We start from the raw sequence: 16,002 nt of genomic DNA, 5'->3' as shown, positions 1-16,002 counted from the left end.
CTCCCGCCGCTCAATCGAGCGGGGTGGCAAAGAGCGCGTCGAGCAGATTCGACGAGGACGTATCGGCGAGGCGCGCGAGCGATTCGACCATGCGCACCTGGCAGTCCACGAGCGGCAGCATGCGAATGCGCCGCGACTCGCCGAATTCCGCATGCGCGATCACGCCCGCACCCACGCCTTGCGCGATCGCCGTCTGCAGCGCTTCGCGTCCATCCACGTAGAGCACAGGCTGGACCTGGAGTCCTTTACGCACAAGTTCGGCTTCGAGTAATTGCTGTGTGACCGAATGCGTCTCGCGAAACACCATCGGCTCGCGCACGAGTTCCTCGTAAGTCATGCGGCGCTTTTTCGCGGCGGGGCTCTCGGCGGGCACGACCGCGACCAGCGGTTCCTCGCGCAGCACGCGGGCCTGCAGCCGGCTGTGCACCTGGCGTGCCGCCGTGATCGCGGCGTCGGCTTCGCTCGCGAGGACGCGGCGCATGCATTCGGTCGCGTTCGCGATCGAGAGCTTGATCACCACCCCTGGATAGCGCCGCCTGAACGCCCCGATCAGCTTGATGGCGAGGTCGGGCGCATCGGCGGCGAGGGCGAGTTCGCCGGATTCGAGCGCTCCTGCCGCTTCGAGCAGCCTCCGCGCGTCGCGTTCGCCCGCCACCATCTGACGCGTCACTGCGAATAGCCGTCGCCCGAGTTCCGTGAGTTCCACACCGCGAGGCCCGCGCTCGAAAAGCTTGACCCCGAAATCCTGTTCGAGCCGCCGCACGTGATCGGACACGGCCGGCTGCGTGAGTGAGAGCGCCTGCGCGGCGCGCGAGAACCCGCCGTGTTCGGCGACCGCGTGAAAAGCTCGCAACTGCGCGTATTGCATGTCCAGGCACTCCGGAAACAGGTGATAAGTTCAGCTTATATCGACATCGATTATATCGATTTTACCGATGACTCGTGTCGCGCTAACGTGTCGGGATCGACTGTTCCGACGCCTACTGGAGCCCGCATGACCACCCACGCCGAGCCGTATCTCCTGACCCCCGGGCCGCTTACCACCGCGGCCTCGACCAAGGCCGCGATGCAGCGCGACTGGGGTTCGTGGGACGCCGACTTCCGTGCCATGACCGCGCAGTTGCGCGCCGCGCTGCTTCAGATTGCAGGCGACGAGCAGGGGGAATACGACTGCGTGCCGCTGCAGGGCAGCGGCAGCTATTGCGTCGAGGCGATGCTCGGCAGCTTCGTGCCGCGCGACGGCCACGCGCTCGTGCTCGCCAACGGCGCGTATGGCAAGCGCATCGCCACGACGCTGCGCTACCTCGGCCGCCAGCACACCGTGCACGACACCGGCGACTACCTGCCGCCGCGCGCCGAAGACGTCGACCATCTGCTGGTCGCGAACCCCGGCATCACGCACGTCGTCGCCGTCCATTGCGAGACCAGTTCCGGCATTCTGAACCCGATCGAGGAGATCGCGGCCGTGACGGCCCGCCACGGGCGACGGCTTCTGATCGACTCGATGAGCGCGTTCGGCGCCGTGCCGCTCGACGTGCGCACGCTGCCTTGCGACGCGTTCGTCTCCTCGGCTAACAAGTGCATCGAGGGCGTGCCGGGCTTCGGCTTCGTGATCGCGAAAAAAGAAGTCCTGAACAACGCAAAGGGTGTGAGCCACTCGCTCGCGCTCGACCTCTACGACCAGTGGGATGTCATGAACCGCACCGGCCAGTGGCGCTTCACGCCGCCCACGCACGCGGTGGCCGCTTTCATCGAGGCGCTGCGGCTGCACGCGCTCGAAGGCGGTCAGACGGGGCGCCTCGCGCGCTATGCGCGCAACCGCGACGTGCTCGTCGAGGGCATGCGCGGGCTCGGTTTCGAGCCGCTGCTGACCGAAGCCTGGCGCTCGCCGATCATCGTCACGTTTTTTTCGCCGGCCGATCCCGCATTCGACTTCGCGCGCTTCTACGAACTGATGAAGACGCAGGGTTTCATCATCTATCCGGGCAAGCTGACGAGCGTGGAGAGCTTTCGCGTCGGCTGCATCGGCGCGCTGGACGAAACCGTCATGCGCCGCGTCGTGGCCGCGTGCGGCGCCGCGCTGCGCACGCTCGGCGTGGCAAGCGCTGCGCCCGCGCCGGTCGACCTCGGCGCACGCGAGGCGCTCGCCGCTTGACACTTGACGCGCGCAGATCGTCAAGACTCCATACCATCGATTTTTCAGCAGGATGCATGTCATGAAACACGTCAAGGCGGTGATCTTCGACTGGGCCGGCACCGTGGTCGACTACGGATCGCGCGCGCCAATGGGCGCCTTCGTCGAGACCTTCGAGCAATTCGGCGTGCCGGTCACGATCGACGAGGCGCGCGCTCCGATGGGCATGGCCAAGCGTCCGCACATCGCGGCGCTGATGGCGCTGCCGCGCGTCGCGGCGGCATGGGAAGCACGCTACGGCCACGCGCCGGGCGAAGCCGATATCGACGCCGTGTACGACGTCTTCGTGCCGAAGAACATCGCCGTGGCCGCGCAGTACAGCGACGTGATTCCGGGCGTGGCGGCCGTGACCGCCGCACTGCGCGCCGACGGCGTGCGCATCGGCTCGACCACGGGCTACACGCGCGAGATCATCGACCAGATCGTGCCGGGCGCGAAGGCGCAAGGTTTCGATCCGGACAGCATCGTGTGCACGGGCGACACGCCCGAGGGCCGGCCTTCGCCGTACATGATCTACCGCACGCTGCCGCAACTCGGCGTGTGGCTCGCGCGAGATGCGATCAAGGTGGACGACACCGAAGTCGGCATCGAGGAGGGCATCAACGGCGGAACGTGGGCGGTGGGTGTCGCGGTGAGCGGCAACGCGTTCGGCATGACCGAGGCCGAAGTCCGCGCCCTCGCGCCCGAAGAATTCGCGCGCCGCCGCGGCGCGGCCGCGGAACGCCTGCGCGCGGCGGGTGCGCACTATGTGATCGACAGCGTCGCCGATCTGCTGCCCGTGGTGAACGAGATCGAAGCGCGGCTGGCCCGCGGAGAGCGGCCCTGAGGCCGCCGGAAGGGACCAGAAGGGAACTGGGCGGTACCTTGCGAAGATCGCGCAGGCGGCCTCGCCGCTTGCGTTACCATGGGCGCCCCAGCCACTCGCCGCCGCCCATGAAGACGTTTGTGCTTTTCGTCGTGACCGCGCTCGCCGAGATCGTCGGTTGCTATCTGCCTTACCGCTGGCTGCGCGAAGGCGCGAGCGCGTGGCTCCTCGTGCCCGCCGCGGCCTCGCTTGCGCTCTTCGCGTGGCTGCTCACGCTCCATCCCACGGCCGCCGGCCGCACCTATGCGGCCTACGGCGGCGTCTATGTCTGCGTGGCGATTCTCTGGCTCTGGGCCGTCGAGGCGATCCGGCCGAGCCCGTGGGACTGGGCCGGCATCGGCTTCACGCTCGCCGGCATGGCGCTCATCATGTTCCAGCCGCGCTGAGCGGCCCTGGACTCAGCCGAGCGTATTGACCCGCGGAAATTTGTCGCGGAAGGCCTGCGGCATCGGCACGACCTTTTTCGCTTCGTAGTCGAAGAACACGAAACCCGATTTCGCCATGGCGATGAGCGCGCCATCGGCGGGCCGCGTGATGCGGAAGATGACGTCGCCGCCGTACTTGTTGAAATCCATGATGCCCACCTCGAAGCACAGCGCGTCGCGCGCGTAGGCTTCTGCGCGATAGGTCGTGGCGAGATCGGTCACGATGATGCTCGTGTGTGCGTCCTTCATGTCCTCGATGCCCGCGTCGAACAAAAATCGCGCGCGCGCCTCGGAAATCATCGAAATCATTGAATCGTTGGCGAGGTGATTGGCCGAATTGATGTCGGTGACGCGCACAGTGAGATGCGTCGAGTAGTAGAACTGGTCTTCGGGAAAGTGGAGCTCGATGCGGGCCATGATGCGATGCGAAAAAATGGGGGCGGGCGGCGCCATCGGGCTTGCGCGGCGTTGACGCCGGACGCGATTGTAACGGCAGGCCCGCCGCCTGGTCGGGAACACGCGCTTCTGGAAGGTCGCCCATGAAGACAGCCGGCGTCTGGGCACTGTCGCATCCTGGCGGCGCGGTGGCGCCAGCACAGCCGCTCGGGCGGCGCTTCAGGCGGCGGGTCGCCTTCCGGCACGGGCGGCGGCTCGGGGTCCGGCACGGGAGGGGGTGGCGGGCGATGCGGGTCGTCGGGCTCCTCGGTCGGCAGATGAGCCTCGGGACCGCGTCGAACACGGGTGGCGGCCAGAAGATTCGCAGGCATAGACCTCTCCGGGATGCGCGAAGCGTGCGCCTGATGGGGCACCGCGGCGCCTCGGCCTTGTCTTCGCGCGAATCCATTTGCCCGGCTGGCCGCAAACGCCGTGCCACGCGACGCGCCCGGGCCGGGCCGGTACGCGGGTTGCTGCTCCTTTGCGAGGGGACTTTGCGCTCGCTGCGACGTCGCGGGGTCCTCGCACCCGGGCTCGCATCGTATTGAAGGAGGACCGATGACTTTGCACTCGACGAAGGTTTGCATGGCCGGCGCGCTCGCGCTGGCACTCGTCCAGGAGGGAGCCGCGGCGGGCGTGGCGCTCGCGCAGGACAACACCGGCGCGGACCGGCCGACCACGGCGCCTGCCACGGAGTCGAGCGGGGCGAAGGCCAACGGCGTGTACCCGGCGCCGACCCAGGGCGTCGAGCAAGGCGTGCCCGCCGGCAAAGGCGCACAGCCCACGCGAACGACGCATTCCTCGAAGCACAAACCGCATCGCCCGAAACAGCCGGTAAAGGGCGCAGCAAAAGAAACGGCAAACGGCGCGGCGAACGCATCGGCTGCGGCGGGCGGCAGCGATGCGAGGGAGTAAGACGATGGACGAAAATCGCGCCTTTCATTCTCCGCGCAATCTGCGCGAAAGCCGTCCGGCCCAACGCCAAAGCGGCGTCGAAACTTTTCTCCTGGCCGAGCACGGATGGGTGCCGAACAACGCCCGGCTTCCTGTCATCGTCTATCGGCGCGCGCTGGCGCCGGGCGCCCATGACCTGGCACAGGCGTTCAACGAGCGTTTCGAGGCGAACGGCTGGCCGGTGCAATGGCTCGACGGCGTGTTCGACTACCACCATTTCCACTCCACGGCGCATGAAGTGCTGGGCGTGTTCGCCGGCACGGCCGAACTGATTCTTGGCGGCCCGGGCGGGCGCGTGCTGCGCGTGCGTGCCGGCGACGCGCTGCTGCTGCCGGCCGGCACGGGCCATTGCCTGCTATCGCTCGCGGGCGGGTTCCGCGTGGCGGGCGGCTATCCGCGCGGGCAGCAATGGGACATCCGCCGCGAGGCGTTGACGTCGGCGGAGTTGCGCGCCATGCAGGCGCTTGCCTATCCCGCGAGCGATCCCCTCTACGGCGAACGCGGGCCGCTGATCGAGCATTGGCTCGCGCAGGCATGAAGTGCGCCGGGCACAGCGCTTGCATTGAGGCGGTATTCACCGTGCATTCGCACAAGGGAGGGGGATACCATGACGACACAATCGAATTGCGCGTTGAATTCGCCGCCAGATTTGCAGGCGCTGGCTTGTCACCGCATCTGCGCGCTCGCCATCGCGTTCGGGTGCGCGCTGGGCGTGCCGTCTGCCGCGCTCGCGCAGGGCGCTGCGCAATCGATCGCCGTGCAGCGCATGGCGACAGTGCAGTCGGGGACCGGCTTTCGCGCTTCGAAGCTCGTGGGCTCCGACGTCTACGACAATAGCGGCAGCAAAATCGGCGCGATCGACGACATCGTGCTCGAGTCGCCCAATCAAGGCGCGTTCGCGATTCTCTCCGTGGGCGGCTTTCTCGGCCTGGGCCAGCATCTCGTGGCCGTGCCGTTCAACGACCTGCGCATCGACAGCAAACAGATCGTGCTGCAGGCCGACAAGGCCCAGTTGAAGGCCATGCCCGAGTTCAACTACGCGCACGAATGATGCGCTCGTACGCGAGCGTGATGACCTGAGGTCAAGACGGCCAGGACCTGAGTCCAAAGTCCCTGAGTCCAAAGTCCTATTGCGCGCCCCTCGCCCACACACCATAGTGGATGTTGCCTCGTGTGAGGCGTCCGAAGCGGGGAGCGATTCTATGGCGAAGAAAGAGGAAGTCAAGGCCGCGAGCGCAGCCGAACCGGCGGAAAAACTCAGCGAAAAGGCCTATCAAAAGGAACTCGAACGCCTGCATGGCGAACTCGTTCGTTTGCAGGAGTGGGTGGTCCAGAAGCGCCTCAGGGTCTGCATCCTGTTCGAAGGCCGCGATGGCGCAGGCAAAGGCGGCACGATCAAGGCGCTCACCGAACGGGTCAGCCCGCGCGTGTTTCGCGTATTCGCGCTGCCCGCGCCGACGGAGCGCGAAAAGTCGCAAATGTATTTCCAGCGCTACCTGCCGCTGCTGCCCGCCGCGGGCGAGATCGTGGTGTTCGACCGCAGCTGGTACAACCGCGCAGGCGTCGAACGCGTGATGGGATTCTGCACTTCGGCACAGGCGACGGATTTCCTGCGCGGCGTGCCGCTCATCGAGCGCGCCATCATCGACTCCGGCACGATCCTCATCAAGTTCTGGCTCGAAGTGAGCCAGAAAGAGCAGACCCGGCGCCTCGAAGGCCGTATCAACGATCCGCGCAAGATCTGGAAGCTTTCGCCCATGGACCTCCTGTCGTATAGCCGGTGGTACGACTATTCACGCGCGCGGGACGAGATGTTCGACATGACGGATACGCCCGAATCTCCATGGTTCGTTGTCCGATCCGATGACAAGAAACGCGCGCGTCTGAACGTCATCAGCCATATTCTGAACACCATTCCGTACAAGGCGCTGCCGCGCGAAAAGGTCACACTGCCCGAGCGCCAGAAGCCGCAAGGCTACCGCGACCCGGACTATCCTTATCGCTACGTGCAGGAGAAGTACTGAGCGGCATCGCGTTCGATCCGGCGCAGCTCGTCGTCGCGCCGGATCAAACCACACTATCATCACGATTGAACGCTCACGAGGGGTAGACCATGGCCGAGCTGCTGTTGGGCAATATCGACGAACACGTCACGGACGCCGAAATCAACGAGTTTCTGGAGCGCTACGGTTTTCCGCCGTACGATGCGATTCAGCGCATCGAGGGGGCAGGCCGTCCCGGCGCGCTGCTCACCTTTCACGCGGCGAGCGAGGAGGGATTGCGCCGCTTGCAGGGCCGCATTAACAACCTGTTCTGGCGCGATCACACCATCAGCGCCCAGGTCATGCCGCCGGCACGCGAGGAGTAGGCGCCACGCAAACACACAGCAGGGCGCACACCGCGGCTGCGCCGGCTGCGGTGCGCGCCCTGCATTTTCAGGCGCCGTTTCGAGGCGCCCGCTCCGAGGCCGGGCGGGCCAGCCTCAATAGAAGATCAAGCCAGGCCTCTGCGTGCTCACGCGTGTGCCCGCCTTGCCCTGGGTAATCGCCACGATATCGGCGAGCGCGCCGATCACCGCATCCTTGCCGGTGTTGCGTGCGAACTCCGCGGCCGCCATGACCTTCGGCCCCATCGACCCCGCCGCGAAGCCCAGCTTCTCGAGTTCGTCGGGATGCGCGCTCGCGATCGCCTTTTGCGACGGCTTGCTCCAGTCGATGTAGGTGGCGTTCACGTCGGTGGCGATGATGAGCATGTCGGCCTCCAGTTCCTGCGCGAGCAGGGCAGAGCACAGATCCTTGTCGATCACGGCCTCCACGCCGCCCAGCTTGTGGCCTTCGCCGTAGAGCGTGGGAATGCCGCCGCCGCCCGCGCAAATCACGATCGTGCCGCGCTCCAGCAGCCATTTCACGGGGCGGATCTCGAAGATGTGCTTCGGCCGCGGGCTCGCCACGACACGGCGGAACCTGTCGCCGTCCGGGGCGATGGCCCAGCCGCGCTCGGCGGCGAGTTTTTCCGCCTGCTCCTTCGTGTAGACCGGGCCGATCGGCTTGCTCGGATGCTGAAACGCCGGATCGTTGGCATCCACTTCGACCTGGGTGAGGATGGTCGCGAAGGGCACCTCGTACGGCAGGAGATTGCCGAGTTCCTGCTCGATCATGTAGCCGATCATGCCCTCGGTCTGCGCGCCGAGCACGTCGAGCGGGTAGCCCGGCACGTCTTTGAAGGCCTCGCCCTGCAGCGCGAGCAGGCCGACCTGCGGCCCGTTGCCGTGGGCGATCACCAGTTCGTTGCCCTGCGCGATCTGCGCGATCTGGGTGGCCGCGAGGCGCACGTTCTCGCGCTGGTTCTCCGCCGTCATCGGCTCGCCGCGACGCAGCAGTGCGTTGCCGCCAAGCGCAATCACGATTCGCATGTCTGACTCCCAAGGTGATGCGTGTCGGTGAAGCGGAGCGCATGCGCCGCGTTGCCAGGTTCGCAACCCGGCCGCGCGGCGCACGCGCGCCGTCAAGCGGTAGCGCTCAAATGTCGGCGAGCGTCGAGACGAGAATCGCCTTGATCGTGTGCATGCGGTTTTCCGCCTGTTCGAAGGCCAGATTCAGCGGCGACTCGAACACTTCCTCCGTGACCTCGACACCGCCCTTGAGCTCCGGATACTTGTCGGCGATCTGCTTGCCGATCACCGTCTCGCTGTTGTGGAAGGCGGGCAGACAGTGCATGAAGCGCGTATGCGGCGTGCCGCTCGCCTTCATGAGCGCCATGTTCACCTGATAGGGCAGCAGTACGTTGATGCGTTCGCCCCACGCCTCCATGGGCTCGCCCATCGAGACCCACACGTCGGTGTGCACGAAATCCACGTCCTTGACGGCGGCCTTGGGGTCCTCGGTCAGCAGAATGCGCGCGCCGCTTTCCTCGGCGAACTTCTTGCAGTCGGCGACGAGATCGTCATGCGGCCAGAGCGACTTCGGCGCCGCGATGCGCACGTCCATGCCGAGCTTCGCGCCGATGAGCAGCAGCGAGTTGCCCATATTGTTGCGCGCGTCGCCGAGATACGCGTAGCTGATCTGCGTGAGCGGCTTGTCCGAATGCTCTCGCATGGTGAGCACGTCGGCGAGCATTTGGGTGGGGTGGTATTCGTCGGTCAGTCCGTTGAATACCGGCACGCCGGCGAACTTCGCCAGTTCCTCGACGATCTCCTGCCTGAAGCCGCGGTACTCGATCGCGTCGTACATGCGGCCCAGCACGCGCGCCGTGTCCTTCATGCTCTCCTTGTGGCCGATCTGCGAAGAGGTCGGATCGATATAGGTGACGTTCGCGCCCTGATCGTAGGCCGCGACTTCGAATGCGCAGCGCGTGCGCGTCGAGGTCTTTTCGAAGATCAGCGCAATGTTGACGCCCTTGAGGTGCTGCTGCTCGGTGCCCGTGTACTTGGCGCGCTTGAGGTCGCGCGAGAGGTCGAGCAGATAACGCAGCTCGCGGTTGCTGTGATGGATCAGACTAAGCAGGCTGCGGTTGCGCAGGTTGAAAGCCATGTCGTTTCTCCGTTGCGAATGCAGTGGGAATGCGCATAAGTGGCGACGCTCAGAGATCGACGGCGTCGCGTATGATCGGGCAAGTCATGCAGTGGCCGCCGCCGCGCCCGCGGCCCAGTTCGCTCGCCGTGATCGTGATGACCTCCACGCCGGCCTTGCGCAGCAGCGTATTCGTATAGGTGTTGCGGTCATAGCCAATCACGACGCCGGGCTCGACGCACACCACATTGTTGCCGTCGTCCCATTGCTCGCGCTCGGCCGCGAACGCGTTGCCGCCGGTCTCGACGATGCGCAGGCTCTTCAAACCCAGCGCCTCGGCCACGACGTCCACGAAGGGTTTTTCCTCGCGGCGCAGGTCGAGTTTCGATGGGCTCTTGTCGTCGGGGCGAATCGAGAACGGCACGATCTCGTCGACCACTTCGGGGAAGATCGTCACGAGGTCGCGGTCGCAGAAGCTGAACACCGTGTCGAGGTGCATGGCCGCGCGCGACTTGGGCAGGCCCGCCACGACGATGCGCTCGGCGCCGCCCTTGGCGAAGATGTTCTGCGCGAGACGGCCGATCGCTTGGCGGCTCGTGCGCTCGCCCATGCCGATCAGCACGACGCCGTTGCCGATCGGCATCACGTCGCCGCCTTCGAGCGTGGCCGCGCCATGGTCCTCGTCGGGGTCGCCGTACCACACCTGGAAGTCCTTGCCCGCGAATTCGGGGTGATACCGGTAGATGGCCGTGGTGAGCAGCGTTTCCTGCCGGCGCGCCGGCCAGTACATCGGGTTGAGCGATACGCCGCCGTAGATCCAGCAGGTCGTGTCGCGCGTAAAGGTGCTGTTGGGCAGCGGCGCGAGCACGAAGCTCGAATAGCCCAGATAACGGCGAAATTCCTTGAGGATCTTGCTTTGTTCGGTATCCGGAATATCTTCGGCAACCACGCCGCCAATGAGGAATTCCGCGGTCTTGCGCGGCTCGAGCCCTTCGAGCCAGCTGCGCACCTCGCCGGCGAGCGACACGCCCACGGTCTCGGGGCGAACCTTGCGATCGAGGATGTACTTGAGCGCTTCGGGGTGTTGCACCGTTTCCGTGAGCAGATTGTGCATTTCGAGGACGTCCACGCCGCGCTCGCGCATCTTCGTCACGAAGTCGAAGTGGTCGCGCTTCGCCTGGCTGACCCAGATCACGTCGTCGTAAAGCAGCTCGTCGCAGTTGCTGGGTGTGAGGCGTTGATGCGCGAGGCCCGGCGCGCATACCATGACCTTGCGCAGCTTGCCTGCCTCGGAATTGACGCCGAAGGCGACAGTGTCCGTAGTCATCATGAGACTCCTCGAATCAGAGGGTGAGAAAGCCCTTGTACAGGCCGAAAGCCGCCAGCAATGCGCCAATCAGCACAGCGGCGAACACGAACTTCTCGACGTTGGTGAACACGGGCTGGCCGACCTCGCGTTTTGCGCGCGCGAACAGCACGATGCCCGGTGCGTAGAGCAACGCGGACAGCAGCACGTATTTGAGGCCGCCGGCGTAAATCAGCCAGATCGCGTAGATCACGGCGACGCCCGCAATGATGAGGTCCTTGTTGCGCTCGCCGCTGTCGGCCTCATACGTTTCGCCGCGCAGCGCGAGCAGGAATGCGTAGGCTGCCGACCAGAAGTAGGGCAGCAGGATCATCGAGGTCGCGAGATAGATGAGCGAGAGATACGTGCCCTTAGAGAACAGCGTGATGACGAGGAAGATCTGCACCATGCCGTTGGTGAGCCACAGCGCGTTGGCCGGTACGTGCTTCGCGTTTTCCTTGCGCAGGAAGTTTGGCATCGTGTGGTCCCGCGCAGCCGAGAAGATGATTTCGGCGCACAGCAGCACCCACGAGAGCAGTGCACCCGCGAGCGACACGACGAGCCCCACGCTGATGAGAATCGCGCCCCAGTGGCCGACCACGTTTTCGAGCACGCCCGCCATCGAAGGGTTTTGCAGGGCCGCCAGCTTCGGCTGCGTGAGCACGCCGAGCGACAGCACGTTCACGAGCACGAGCAGGAGCAGCACGCCGACGAAACCGATGACCGTGGCCTTGCCGACATCGCTGCGCTTTTCCGCGCGCGCGGAGAAGATGCTCGCGCCCTCAATGCCGATGAACACCCACACGGTCACGAGCATCATGCCGCGGACCTGGTTCGTCACGCTGCCGAGCTTGGGATTCATTTGTCCCCAGAAGTCGGCCGTGAAGGTGCTGGAGCGGAACGCAAACGCGCAGATGATGATGAACAGGCACAGCGGCACCAGCTTCGCGACCGTGGTGATCTGGTTGACGATCGCGGCCTCCTTGATGCCCCGCAGCACGAGAAAATGCAGCGCCCAGAGCAGCACCGAGGCGCAGAGGATGGAGATCGGCGTGTTGCCCTCGCCGAACACCGGGAAGAAGTAGCCGAGCGTGCTGAACAGGAGAACGAAGTAGCCGACGTTGCCGAGCCACGCACTGATCCAGTAGCCCCATGCCGAGCCGAAGCCCATGTAGTCGCCGAAGCCGGCTTTCGCGAAAGCGTAGACGCCGCCGTCGAGTTCGGGCTTGCGTATGGCCAGCGACTGGAACACGAACGCGAGCATGAGCATGCCGACCGCGGTGATCGCCCAGCCGATCAGCACCGCGCCGGCGTCGGCGCTGGCCGCCATGTTTTGCGGCAGCGAGAAGATACCGCCGCCCACCATCGAGCCCACGACGAGGGCGGTGAGCGCGCCGAGGCGAAGCTTGTTGGCGGCGGCTGGCGTGGCGGCGCTATCGGGCTTGGCAGCGGGGTGGGGCGTAGACGTCGATTCGGACATGCGCGGTCTCCTGTACGAGCCGGTTGGGTCGCAGATCTCGCGCTGCGCGCCAAGCCGTCAACTTGCTTGTGCCTGAGTCTGCAGCGCGGATCACATGCCGCGAGAGCGGAACCCGTGCCGCTACGCGCTCAATCTGATATCGGGCGCGCAGTCTGGCAATAAGACTTTGGTCCGATAGGGGAGGTGAATCGGCGGAAATTAGCCAAATTAAAGGCGTCAATGGATTGCAGTTTTATGACGGGCGTTATGCCAATTGCGTACGGAACAGGCCATGCGCCGGACTTTCCCGGCAAAACAGGCATTGCGCGGCGCAAGGTAAATAAGCGGTTCGAACTATTTGTGCAGGACAACCGGGCATGTGAATCCTGATTTATCTCAAATTAAATCGGAAGGCAAAAGTATCGATCGCGCGTAAGTGTTCAATTACATGTTTCGTTCGAAAAACTGGAAATAATCACGACGTCTCATTGCGCGCGATGTTAACGGACATCGTCGCCAGCAAATGCGGTTGAATACATTCCAGGGGCGGGGGCCAGGTGATTTCGGCCGTGCCGATTTAGAATGGCGCGCGGGCGCACACCTATGTCCGTCCGTTTTCGCGGCCTCCTATCGTCAACGCATGCCATCGCCTAGCGCCACCGTTCCCATCTCGCTCGTCAACGGCTTTCTCGCCGGCGCGGGCGCCGAGCCCGCCGTGATCCGCCGCTATCTCAACGAGGCGGGCATCGCGCTGGAACTGCTCGCGAGGCCGGGCGGCCGAGTCACGGAAGAGCAGTTCTCCACGCTCTACCAGACGCTCGCCATCGAACTCGACGACGAGATGCCCGGCATCTTCAGCCGGCCGCTGCGCAGCGGCACGCTCAAGTTTCTCTGCCTGAGCCTGCTCGACGCGCGCAACCTCGAAACGGCGCTGCACCGCTTCGACCAGTTCTTCCACATCGTGCTCGACGATTTCCGGCTCGAATCGCGCCGCCAGGGGCTCGTGGCCCAGGTGGCATTACGCGCCAACCCGGCATTCGGTGCGATCGGGCCGCTCGGCCAGGAGCTGATGCTCAAGCTCGCGCACGGCGTGTCGTCCTGGCTGATCGGCCAGCGCATTCCGCTCCTGCAAGTCGATTTCGCCTGCGCGCAGCCGCCGCACGCGCTCGATCACCGCTATTTCTTCTCAGGTCCTGTGCGTTTTGGCTGCGAAGCCACGCTGATGCGCTTTAGCGCCGCCTATCTCGACATGCCGATCCGGCAGAGCAAGCGCAACCTGCGCGCGTTTCTCGCGCGCTCGCCCGGCGACTGGATCTTCGAAACCTTCAGCGAGCAGCTCGTGAGCCACAACGTGCGCCAGTACCTGGCCGCGCAACTGCCCGATCTGCCGACCATCGAAGCGGCGGCCGGCAGCCTGCACTGCTCGGTGCGCACGCTCTGCCGGCGCCTCGCCGCGGAGGAGACCACGTTCCAGGCGCTCAAGGACGAACTGCGCCGCGACGTGGCGATCCAGCGCCTCACCGACACCCAGGACACGATCGCGGCCATTGGCGGCGATCTGGGTTTCGATGACCCCAGCGCCTTTCACCGCGCCTTTCGCCACTGGACGGGCAGCACGCCCGGCACTTACCGCCGGCGCGGTTGAGCGTCGGCGGGCACAGAGTGACGATGCCCGCCCATGAAGGGCGGGCGCCGCAGCCGACAGTGTGGCCAGAATTGTCACCATGTGGTCCGGTTTGGACAGTGGTTTTGCGATCCGTTGACGCTACGATCCGTCCTGTACTGCCGCAAGGTGGCCACCCAGGCAAGCCTGGCCCGGCGGCGCATCCCATTTGACCCTGAGTGACTGGAAGGACCGATCATGAGCTACAACGCCCCCGTCAAGGACATGCTGTTCGTGCTGAAAGAGCTGGCCGGCATCGACGCCGTCGCAACCCTGCCGGGTTTCGAAGATGCCGGTATCGACACTGCGCAGGCCGTGCTCGACGAGTGCGCGAAGCTCTCCGGCGAAGTCATCGCGCCGCTGAACGTGGAAGGCGACCGCGCGCCCAGCAGCTGGCGCGACGGCGAGGTCACGGCGACGCCCGGCTTCGCAGGGGCGTTCCGCCAGTATGTCGAGGGCGGCTGGCAGGGTTTGCAGCATCCGTCCGAATTCGGCGGCCAGGCGCTGCCCAAGCTGATCGCTACGCCTTGCATCGAAATGCTCAACGCGGCGAACCTCTCGTTCGCGCTGTGCCCGCTGCTCACCGACGGCGCCATCGAGGCGCTGCTCACCGCGGGCAGCGACGAACTGAAGGCGCGTTACGTGCCGAAGCTCATCTCCGGTGACTGGACCGGCACGATGAACCTTACCGAGCCGCAGGCCGGCTCCGACCTGGCGCTGGTGCGCTCGCGCGCCGAACCGCAAGGCGACGGTACGTACAAGGTCTTCGGCACGAAGATCTTCATCACGTGGGGCGAGCACGACATGGCGGAGAACATCGTTCACCTCGTGCTGGCGCGCACGCCCGGCGCGCCCGAAGGCGTGAAAGGCATTTCGCTGTTCGTCGTGCCGAAGTTCCTCGTCAACGACGACGGCTCGCTCGGCGCGCGCAACGACGTGCATTGCGTTTCGATCGAACACAAGCTCGGCATCAAGGCGAGCCCGACGGCCGTGCTCCAGTACGGCGACCACGGCGGCGCGATCGGCTATCTGGTGGGCGAGGAGAACCGCGGCCTCGAATACATGTTCATCATGATGAACGCGGCGCGCTTTGGCGTGGGCATGCAGGGCGTGGGCGTGGCGGACAGCGCGTACCAGAAGGCGGTGGCGTACGCGAAGGAGCGTGTGCAGAGCCGCCCGGTGGACGGCTCGCTCAAGCAGCCGGCGACCATCATCCATCATCCGGACGTGCGCCGCATGCTCGCCTCGATGCGCGCGATGACCGAGGGCGCTCGCTCGCTCGCGTATGTCGCCGCCGCCTATAGCGACCACGCTCACTACCATGCCGACCCCGAAGTGCGCGCGCGCAATCTCGCGATCTACGAATTCCTCGTGCCGATCGTGAAGGGCTGGAGCACGGAAATGGTCAACGAAGTGACGAGCCTTGGCGTCCAGGTGCATGGCGGTATGGGCTTCATCGAGGAAACGGGCGCGGCCCAGTACTACCGCGACGCGCGCATTCTCGCCATCTACGAAGGCACCACGGCGATCCAGGCGAACGACCTGGTGGGCCGCAAGACGGTGCGCGACGGCGGCGCGGTTGCGAAGGCGCTGCTGGGCGAGATCGCCCGGACCGCTGAAGAACTGGGCCAGACCGGCGGCTCGGCGGCAGCATCGATGCGCGAGCAACTGGAGAAGGGGGCACGCGCACTCGCGAACGTCGTCGACTACGTGATTACGAACGTCAAGCGCGACCCGAACGCGGTGTTCGCGGGCAGCGTGCCGTACCTCAAGCTCGCGGGCATCGTGCTGTGCGGCTGGCAAATGGCGCGCGCGCTGCTCGTCTCGCAACGCGAACTCGCGAACGACGCAGAGTTTTACGGCGCGAAAATTGCGATCGCGCAGTTCTACGCCGAGCACATTCTCGCGCAGGCAGGCGGCCTCGAGACGTCGATTCTGGCCGCAAAGGGCGACGCGGGCGTGCTCGCGCTGAGCGAAGTGCAGTTTTGATCGGGCGGCTAAAAGCGCTCAGCAAGCAAGGAAGAAAGAAGATATGTCGTCCAGTGATCTGATCGCAAAGTACGGCCCACGCGAGTCGATGGAATACGACGTGGTGATCGTCGGCGGCGGCCCGGCCGGGCTGTCGGCCGCGATCCGCCTGAAGCAGCAGGCCGC

The 16,002-nt window shown here is 65.4% G+C and carries 17 protein-coding genes; 11 read left to right on the top strand and 6 right to left on the bottom strand.

Annotation, left to right across the window (positions count from 1 at the left end):
* Positions 1-10: 10 nt before the first annotated feature.
* Positions 11-868 (bottom strand): LysR substrate-binding domain-containing protein, encoded by an 858-nt coding sequence (locus C7411_RS29860; protein ID WP_110387586.1) that lies wholly within the window; start codon positions 866-868, stop codon positions 11-13.
* A gap of 126 nt (positions 869-994) precedes the next feature.
* Between C7411_RS29860 and C7411_RS29855 the strand changes: the two genes are divergently transcribed.
* The 3 genes from C7411_RS29855 to C7411_RS29845 all read left to right on the top strand — a co-directional run bounded on the left by C7411_RS29855 (position 995) and on the right by C7411_RS29845 (position 3,445).
* On the top strand, positions 995-2,155 hold the full coding sequence (locus C7411_RS29855; protein WP_110387585.1) for a 2-aminoethylphosphonate--pyruvate transaminase: 1,161 nt from the start codon (positions 995-997) through the stop codon (positions 2,153-2,155).
* Positions 2,156-2,216: 61 nt separating this feature from the next.
* Entirely contained in the window at positions 2,217-3,020 is an 804-nt protein-coding gene (phnX, locus tag C7411_RS29850) for a phosphonoacetaldehyde hydrolase (RefSeq protein WP_110387584.1), read from the top strand.
* A 107-nt stretch (positions 3,021-3,127) separates the two neighbouring features.
* Positions 3,128-3,445 carry a YnfA family protein gene (locus C7411_RS29845; protein ID WP_110387583.1) on the top strand — a complete coding sequence of 106 codons (318 nt, stop codon included), beginning with the start codon at positions 3,128-3,130 and terminating at the stop codon, positions 3,443-3,445.
* Positions 3,446-3,457: 12 nt separating this feature from the next.
* Here the strand turns inward: C7411_RS29845 and C7411_RS29840 are convergent, their stop codons facing one another.
* Positions 3,458-3,901, bottom strand: coding sequence for a thioesterase family protein (locus tag C7411_RS29840; protein WP_110387667.1), 444 nt, complete (start codon positions 3,899-3,901; stop codon positions 3,458-3,460).
* A 576-nt stretch (positions 3,902-4,477) separates the two neighbouring features.
* Between C7411_RS29840 and C7411_RS29830 the strand changes: the two genes are divergently transcribed.
* The 5 genes from C7411_RS29830 to C7411_RS29810 all read left to right on the top strand — a co-directional run bounded on the left by C7411_RS29830 (position 4,478) and on the right by C7411_RS29810 (position 7,241).
* Complete coding sequence (locus C7411_RS29830; RefSeq protein ID WP_133253719.1) at positions 4,478-4,834, top strand: hypothetical protein; 357 nt, start codon at positions 4,478-4,480, stop codon at positions 4,832-4,834.
* 4 nt (positions 4,835-4,838) lie between these two features.
* Positions 4,839-5,411, top strand: coding sequence for a cupin (locus C7411_RS29825; protein ID WP_243413394.1), 573 nt, complete (start codon positions 4,839-4,841; stop codon positions 5,409-5,411).
* A gap of 69 nt (positions 5,412-5,480) precedes the next feature.
* Positions 5,481-5,924 (top strand): PRC-barrel domain-containing protein, encoded by a 444-nt coding sequence (locus C7411_RS29820; protein WP_110387581.1) that lies wholly within the window; start codon positions 5,481-5,483, stop codon positions 5,922-5,924.
* 151 nt (positions 5,925-6,075) lie between these two features.
* A complete protein-coding gene (ppk2, locus tag C7411_RS29815) occupies positions 6,076-6,897 on the top strand; it encodes a polyphosphate kinase 2 (RefSeq protein ID WP_110387580.1) in 822 nt (273 codons plus the stop codon).
* Between the two features lie 89 nt (positions 6,898-6,986).
* Positions 6,987-7,241: an RNA-binding protein gene (locus tag C7411_RS29810; protein ID WP_110387579.1), complete on the top strand. Its 255-nt coding sequence runs from the start codon at positions 6,987-6,989 to the stop codon at positions 7,239-7,241.
* Between the two features lie 114 nt (positions 7,242-7,355).
* Here the strand turns inward: C7411_RS29810 and arcC are convergent, their stop codons facing one another.
* The 4 genes from arcC to arcD all read right to left on the bottom strand — a co-directional run bounded on the left by arcC (position 7,356) and on the right by arcD (position 12,092).
* A complete protein-coding gene (arcC, locus tag C7411_RS29805) occupies positions 7,356-8,285 on the bottom strand; it encodes a carbamate kinase (protein ID WP_110387578.1) in 930 nt (309 codons plus the stop codon).
* Between the two features lie 106 nt (positions 8,286-8,391).
* Complete coding sequence (locus C7411_RS29800) at positions 8,392-9,402, bottom strand: ornithine carbamoyltransferase (protein ID WP_110387577.1); 1,011 nt, start codon at positions 9,400-9,402, stop codon at positions 8,392-8,394.
* Positions 9,403-9,451: 49 nt separating this feature from the next.
* Positions 9,452-10,711: an arginine deiminase gene (gene arcA, locus C7411_RS29795; protein WP_373682696.1), complete on the bottom strand. Its 1,260-nt coding sequence runs from the start codon at positions 10,709-10,711 to the stop codon at positions 9,452-9,454.
* A 13-nt stretch (positions 10,712-10,724) separates the two neighbouring features.
* A complete protein-coding gene (gene arcD, locus C7411_RS29790) occupies positions 10,725-12,092 on the bottom strand; it encodes an arginine-ornithine antiporter (RefSeq protein WP_243413398.1) in 1,368 nt (455 codons plus the stop codon).
* Between the two features lie 733 nt (positions 12,093-12,825).
* Here arcD and C7411_RS29785 point away from each other — a divergent pair.
* The 3 genes from C7411_RS29785 to C7411_RS29775 all read left to right on the top strand — a co-directional run.
* The gene (locus C7411_RS29785) at positions 12,826-13,830 is read left to right on the top strand and encodes an AraC family transcriptional regulator (RefSeq protein ID WP_110387575.1); all 1,005 of its coding nucleotides are present in this window, start codon (positions 12,826-12,828) and stop codon (positions 13,828-13,830) included.
* Between the two features lie 216 nt (positions 13,831-14,046).
* Positions 14,047-15,837 carry an acyl-CoA dehydrogenase gene (locus tag C7411_RS29780; RefSeq protein WP_110387574.1) on the top strand — a complete coding sequence of 597 codons (1,791 nt, stop codon included), beginning with the start codon at positions 14,047-14,049 and terminating at the stop codon, positions 15,835-15,837.
* Positions 15,838-15,880: 43 nt separating this feature from the next.
* Positions 15,881-16,002: FAD-dependent oxidoreductase (locus tag C7411_RS29775; protein WP_116603297.1), on the top strand; the 122-nt coding region annotated here is incomplete at its 3' end.

The organism is Paraburkholderia silvatlantica (assembly GCF_003096715.1).
GTDB lineage: Bacteria > Pseudomonadota > Gammaproteobacteria > Burkholderiales > Burkholderiaceae > Paraburkholderia > Paraburkholderia silvatlantica.
The sequence above is the reverse complement of the archived record's forward strand: the minus strand, read 5'-3'. Positions and strand labels throughout refer to the sequence as shown.

Excerpts from the sequence above, each read along its gene's own strand:
- C7411_RS29860 (WP_110387586.1), bottom strand. The coding sequence starts at position 868 with ATGCAATACGCGCAGTTGCGAGCTTTTCACGCGGTCGCCGAACACGGC.
- C7411_RS29855 (WP_110387585.1), top strand. The coding sequence starts at position 995 with ATGACCACCCACGCCGAGCCGTATCTCCTGACCCCCGGGCCGCTTACC.
- phnX (WP_110387584.1), top strand. The coding sequence starts at position 2,217 with ATGAAACACGTCAAGGCGGTGATCTTCGACTGGGCCGGCACCGTGGTC.
- C7411_RS29845 (WP_110387583.1), top strand. The coding sequence starts at position 3,128 with ATGAAGACGTTTGTGCTTTTCGTCGTGACCGCGCTCGCCGAGATCGTC.
- C7411_RS29840 (WP_110387667.1), bottom strand. The coding sequence starts at position 3,901 with ATGGCCCGCATCGAGCTCCACTTTCCCGAAGACCAGTTCTACTACTCG.
- C7411_RS29830 (WP_133253719.1), top strand. The coding sequence starts at position 4,478 with ATGACTTTGCACTCGACGAAGGTTTGCATGGCCGGCGCGCTCGCGCTG.
- C7411_RS29825 (WP_243413394.1), top strand. The coding sequence starts at position 4,839 with ATGGACGAAAATCGCGCCTTTCATTCTCCGCGCAATCTGCGCGAAAGC.
- C7411_RS29820 (WP_110387581.1), top strand. The coding sequence starts at position 5,481 with ATGACGACACAATCGAATTGCGCGTTGAATTCGCCGCCAGATTTGCAG.
- ppk2 (WP_110387580.1), top strand. The coding sequence starts at position 6,076 with ATGGCGAAGAAAGAGGAAGTCAAGGCCGCGAGCGCAGCCGAACCGGCG.
- C7411_RS29810 (WP_110387579.1), top strand. The coding sequence starts at position 6,987 with ATGGCCGAGCTGCTGTTGGGCAATATCGACGAACACGTCACGGACGCC.
- arcC (WP_110387578.1), bottom strand. The coding sequence starts at position 8,285 with ATGCGAATCGTGATTGCGCTTGGCGGCAACGCACTGCTGCGTCGCGGC.
- C7411_RS29800 (WP_110387577.1), bottom strand. The coding sequence starts at position 9,402 with ATGGCTTTCAACCTGCGCAACCGCAGCCTGCTTAGTCTGATCCATCAC.
- arcA (WP_373682696.1), bottom strand. The coding sequence starts at position 10,711 with ATGATGACTACGGACACTGTCGCCTTCGGCGTCAATTCCGAGGCAGGC.
- arcD (WP_243413398.1), bottom strand. The coding sequence starts at position 12,092 with ATGGTGGGCGGCGGTATCTTCTCGCTGCCGCAAAACATGGCGGCCAGC.
- C7411_RS29785 (WP_110387575.1), top strand. The coding sequence starts at position 12,826 with ATGCCATCGCCTAGCGCCACCGTTCCCATCTCGCTCGTCAACGGCTTT.
- C7411_RS29780 (WP_110387574.1), top strand. The coding sequence starts at position 14,047 with ATGAGCTACAACGCCCCCGTCAAGGACATGCTGTTCGTGCTGAAAGAG.